The organism is Actinoplanes sp. NBRC 103695 (assembly GCF_030269485.1).
Classification (GTDB): domain Bacteria; phylum Actinomycetota; class Actinomycetes; order Mycobacteriales; family Micromonosporaceae; genus Actinoplanes.
In genome coordinates this window covers 1-5405 of the sequence record NZ_BSTL01000082.1, presented here as the reverse complement: position 1 = coordinate 5405, position 5405 = coordinate 1, and the positions used below count along the sequence as shown (strand labels likewise).

Here is a 5405-nt window from a genome sequence, read left to right as displayed (position 1 = left end):
GTTTAGTCCGGCGGCGTCCTACTCTCCCACACCCTCCCGAGTGCAGTACCATCGGCGCTGGCAGGCTTAGCTTCCGGGTTCGGAATGAGACCGGGCGTTTCCCTGCCGCTATGACCACCGAAACACTTACCAACAAACCCAACCCCAACAACCCGCACCGGATACATTCCCCGGTTTGGGGTGGTGGTTGTTTGCTGTGAATCACACAGTGGACGCTACGCAACCTTGAAAAACTTTAAGGGTGGTTAAGCCCTCGGCCTATTAGTACCGGTCAACTGAACCAGTTACCTGGCTTACATCTCCGGCCTATCAACCCAGTCGTCTAGCTGGGGGCCTTACCCACTCAAGGTGGTGGGATACCTCATCTCGAAGCAGGCTTCCCGCTTAGATGCTTTCAGCGGTTATCCCTTCCGAACGTAGCCAACCAGCCGTGCCCCTGGCGGGACAACTGGCACACCAGAGGTTCGTCCGTCCCGGTCCTCTCGTACTAGGGACAGCCCTTCTCAAGTATCCAACGCGCACGGCGGATAGGGACCGAACTGTCTCACGACGTTCTAAACCCAGCTCGCGTACCGCTTTAATGGGCGAACAGCCCAACCCTTGGGACCTGCTACAGCCCCAGGATGCGACGAGCCGACATCGAGGTGCCAAACCATCCCGTCGATATGGACTCTTGGGGAAGATCAGCCTGTTATCCCCGGGGTACCTTTTATCCGTTGAGCGACACCGCTTCCACACGCAAGTGCCGGATCACTAGTCCCGACTTTCGTCCCTGCTCGACCCGTCAGTCTCACAGTCAAGCTCCCTTATGTACTTACACTCAACACCTGATTGCCAACCAGGCTGAGGGAACCTTTGGGCGCCTCCGTTACCTTTTAGGAGGCAACCGCCCCAGTTAAACTACCCACCAGACACTGTCCCTCGACCCGATCAGGGCCGCAAGTTAGATACCCAAATCCAACAGAGTGGTATTTCAAGATTGCCTCCACCCGAACTGGCGTCCGAGCTTCACCGGCTCCCACCTATCCTACACAATTACATTCGGATACCAATGTCAAGCTATAGTAAAGGTCCCGGGGTCTTTCCGTCCTGCCGCGCGTAACGAGCATCTTTACTCGTACTGCAATTTCGCCGGGCCTGTGGTTGAGACAGTGGGGAAGTCGTTACGCCATTCGTGCAGGTCGGAACTTACCCGACAAGGAATTTCGCTACCTTAGGATGGTTATAGTTACCACCGCCGTTTACTGGCGCTTAAGTTCTCCGCTTCGCCCCGAAAGGCTGACAGGTCCCCTTAACGTTCCAGCACCGGGCAGGCGTCAGTCCATATACATCGTCTTACGACTTGGCATGGACCTGTGTTTTTAGTAAACAGTCGCTTCCCCCTGCTCTCTGCGGCCATACCACGCTCCAGCAGCAAGTGCCTTCACGCGTCCGGCCCCCCTTCTCCCTAAGTTACGGGGGCAATTTGCCGAGTTCCTTAACCACAGTTCGCCCGTCGCCTCGGTATTCTCTACCTGACCACCTGTGTCGGTTTCGGGTACGGGCCGCTCGGAACATCGCTAGAGGCTTTTCTCGGCAGCATAGGATCACTGACTTCACCTGATACGGCTCGGCATCACGTCTCACCCTATATGCATCACGGATTTGCCTATGATGCGGGCTACACGCTTACCCCGGCACAACCACCGGCCGGGATCAGCTACCTTCCTGCGTCACCCCATCGCTAAACTACTACCCCCCAGGATCCCAGACTCCGCACCCTTGACCCGAAGGTCGCCGGCACATCGCATGGTTAGCATAAGAAGGTTCGTCTTGGGCGCTCCTACGCGGGTACGGGAATATCAACCCGTTATCCATCGACTACGCCTCTCGGCCTCGCCTTAGGCCCCGACTTACCCAGGGCGGATCAGCCTGGCCCTGGAACCCTTGGTCATCCGGCGGAAGGGTTTCTCACCCTTCATTCGCTACTCATGCCTGCATTCTCACTCGTGCAACCTCCACGGCTGGGTCACCCCGCCGCTTCACCGGTAGCACGACGCTCCCCTACCCATCCACACACCTGCACCAACCAGTCAAGCCGGTCAGCGAAGTTAATATGTGAATGCCACAGCTTCGGCGGTGTACTTGAGCCCCGCTACATTGTCGGCGCGGAACCACTTGACCAGTGAGCTATTACGCACTCTTTAAAGGATGGCTGCTTCTAAGCCAACCTCCTGGTTGTCTAAGCGACCCCACATCCTTTTCCACTTAGCACACGCTTAGGGGCCTTAGCTGGTGATCTGGGCTGTTTCCCTCTCGACTACGAAGCTTATCCCCCGCAGTCTCACTGCCGCGCTCTCACTTACCGGCATTCGGAGTTTGGCTGATTTCGGTAAGCTTGTAGGCCCCCTAGACCATCCAGTGCTCTACCTCCGGCAAGAAACACGCGACGCTGCACCTAAATGCATTTCGGGGAGAACCAGCTATCACGGAGTTTGATTGGCCTTTCACCCCTAACCACAGGTCATCCCCCAACTTTTCAACGTTGGTGGGTTCGGTCCTCCACGCAGTCTTACCCACGCTTCAACCTGCCCATGGCTAGATCACCCCGCTTCGGGTCTAGAACATGCGACTAAAAACGCCCTCTTCAGACTCGCTTTCGCTACGGCTACCCCACCCGGGTTAACCTCGCCACATGCCACTAACTCGCAGGCTCATTCTTCAAAAGGCACGCCATCACCCCCACGCATAAATGCGCATAAGGCTCTGACGGATTGTAGGCGAACGGTTTCAGGTACTATTTCACTCCCCTCCCGGGGTACTTTTCACCATTCCCTCACGGTACTCGTCCGCTATCGGTCATCGGGAAGTATTCAGCCTTACCAGGTGGTCCTGGCAGATTCACAGCAGATTACAGGAGTCCGCTGCTACTCGAGAACACCACAAAGAGACTTTGAGTTTTCGCTTACGGGGCTCTCACCCTCTACGGCCGGCTTTCCCACACCGTTCAACTAACCCAAAATTTTGTAACTCTCCGAACGCATGTCAGTACATTCAAGTGGGTCTCACAACCCCGCACACGCAACCCCTGACAGGTATCACACGCACACGGTTTAGGCTAAATCCGCTTTCGCTCGCCACTACTCACGGAATCACTGTTGTTTTCTCTTCCTACGGGTACTGAGATGTTTCACTTCCCCGCGTTCCCCCCAACTACCCTATGAATTCAGGTAGCGGTAACAGCACATGACTGCTGCTGGGTTCCCCCATTCGGACACCCTGGGATCACAGCTAGGTTGACAGCTCCCCCAGGCCTATCGCGGCCTCCCACGTCCTTCATCGGCTCCCAATGCCAAGGCATCCACCGTTCGCCCTAAACAACTTAACCACAGAAAAACAAGATGCTCGCGTCCACTGTGCAATTCTCAACCAACAACCAACCCACAACCCGATCAGTCACCCACCAGAACCCCAGGAACACAACACCCTCAGGCGCCGGCTCATCTGAAACGGTATGGGCAACCAGGCCATGCCTGGACTGTTCCGAAAAAACAACCACATGGGTTGTTCCTTCAGGACTCAACAGGGTGCTCATCGCCAATCGCAGCCGCATCCCGACCGCGTTCCACGCCCCGCCGAAGCAGGACTGTACTAGCTGAAATGGGACCGTTGCCGGTCATGACTAACCAGTGTCTCCGCCATATGAGCACCCCAACCCCACACAAACGGGGGTCGCGGGCTACTGGTCCGTTTTCACAGACGAGTTGCTCCTTAGAAAGGAGGTGATCCAGCCGCACCTTCCGGTACGGCTACCTTGTTACGACTTCGTCCCAATCGCCAGCCCCACCTTCGACGGCTCCCTCCCACAAGGGGTTAGGCCACCGGCTTCGGGTGTTGCCGACTTTCGTGACGTGACGGGCGGTGTGTACAAGGCCCGGGAACGTATTCACCGCAGCGTTGCTGATCTGCGATTACTAGCGACTCCGACTTCACGGGGTCGAGTTGCAGACCCCGATCCGAACTGAGACCGGCTTTTTGGGATTCGCTCCACCTCACGGCATCGCAACCCTTTGTACCGGCCATTGTAGCATGCGTGAAGCCCTGGACATAAGGGGCATGATGACTTGACGTCATCCCCACCTTCCTCCGAGTTGACCCCGGCAGTCTTCGATGAGTCCCCGCCATAACGCGCTGGCAACATCGAACGAGGGTTGCGCTCGTTGCGGGACTTAACCCAACATCTCACGACACGAGCTGACGACAGCCATGCACCACCTGTCACCGGCCCCGAAGGACCCCACATCTCTGCGAGTTTTCCGGCGATGTCAAACCCAGGTAAGGTTCTTCGCGTTGCATCGAATTAATCCGCATGCTCCGCCGCTTGTGCGGGCCCCCGTCAATTCCTTTGAGTTTTAGCCTTGCGGCCGTACTCCCCAGGCGGGGCGCTTAATGCGTTAGCTGCGGCACAGAGAACCGGAGAGGCCCCCCACACCTAGCGCCCAACGTTTACAGCGTGGACTACCAGGGTATCTAATCCTGTTCGCTCCCCACGCTTTCGCTCCTCAGCGTCAGTATTGGCCCAGAGACCCGCCTTCGCCACCGGTGTTCCTCCTGATATCTGCGCATTTCACCGCTACACCAGGAATTCCAGTCTCCCCTACCAAACTCTAGCCTGCCCGTATCGACTGCAAGCCCGCGGTTGAGCCGCGGGTTTTCACAGTCGACGCGACAAGCCGCCTACGAGCTCTTTACGCCCAATAAATCCGGACAACGCTCGCGCCCTACGTCTTACCGCGGCTGCTGGCACGTAGTTGGCCGGCGCTTCTTCTGCAGGTACCGTCACTCTCGCTTCGTCCCTGCTGAAAGAGGTTTACAACCCGAAAGCCGTCATCCCTCACGCGGCGTCGCTGCATCAGGCTTCCGCCCATTGTGCAATATTCCCCACTGCTGCCTCCCGTAGGAGTCTGGGCCGTGTCTCAGTCCCAGTGTGGCCGGTCGCCCTCTCAGGCCGGCTACCCGTCGTCGCCTTGGTAGGCCATCACCCCACCAACAAGCTGATAGGCCGCGAGCCCATCCCAGACCGAAAAACTTTCCACCAACCCCCATGCAGGAGAAGGTAATATCCGGTATTAGCCCCCGTTTCCGAGGGTTATCCCAAAGTCCAGGGCAGGTTACTCACGTGTTACTCACCCGTTCGCCGCTCGAGTACCCCGAAGGGCCTTTCCGCTCGACTTGCATGTGTTAAGCACGCCGCCAGCGTTCGTCCTGAGCCAGGATCAAACTCTCCAACAAAAACCGTGGAAAAAATGTCCCGGCAACAAAAACATCATGTTGCCAAAGGAATCACGAGGCAAAACAAAACCTCGCCATAATTGGCACTGGCTTATCAAGCACCCTGTTGAGTTCTCAAAGAACAACCACACACC

General features: G+C 57.0%; 3 rRNA genes. All 3 read right to left on the bottom strand.

Annotation, left to right across the window (positions count from 1 at the left end):
• Window positions 1–5 precede the first annotated feature (5 nt).
• Window positions 6–122 (bottom strand): 5S ribosomal RNA (rrf, locus tag QSK31_RS48225).
• A gap of 119 nt (window positions 123–241) precedes the next feature.
• Window positions 242–3367, bottom strand: a 23S ribosomal RNA gene (locus tag QSK31_RS48220).
• Between the two features lie 387 nt (window positions 3368–3754).
• A 16S ribosomal RNA gene (locus QSK31_RS48215) occupies window positions 3755–5271 on the bottom strand.
• Together the 16S, 23S and 5S rRNA genes form the textbook arrangement of a ribosomal RNA operon.
• Window positions 5272–5405: the final 134 nt, after the last annotated feature.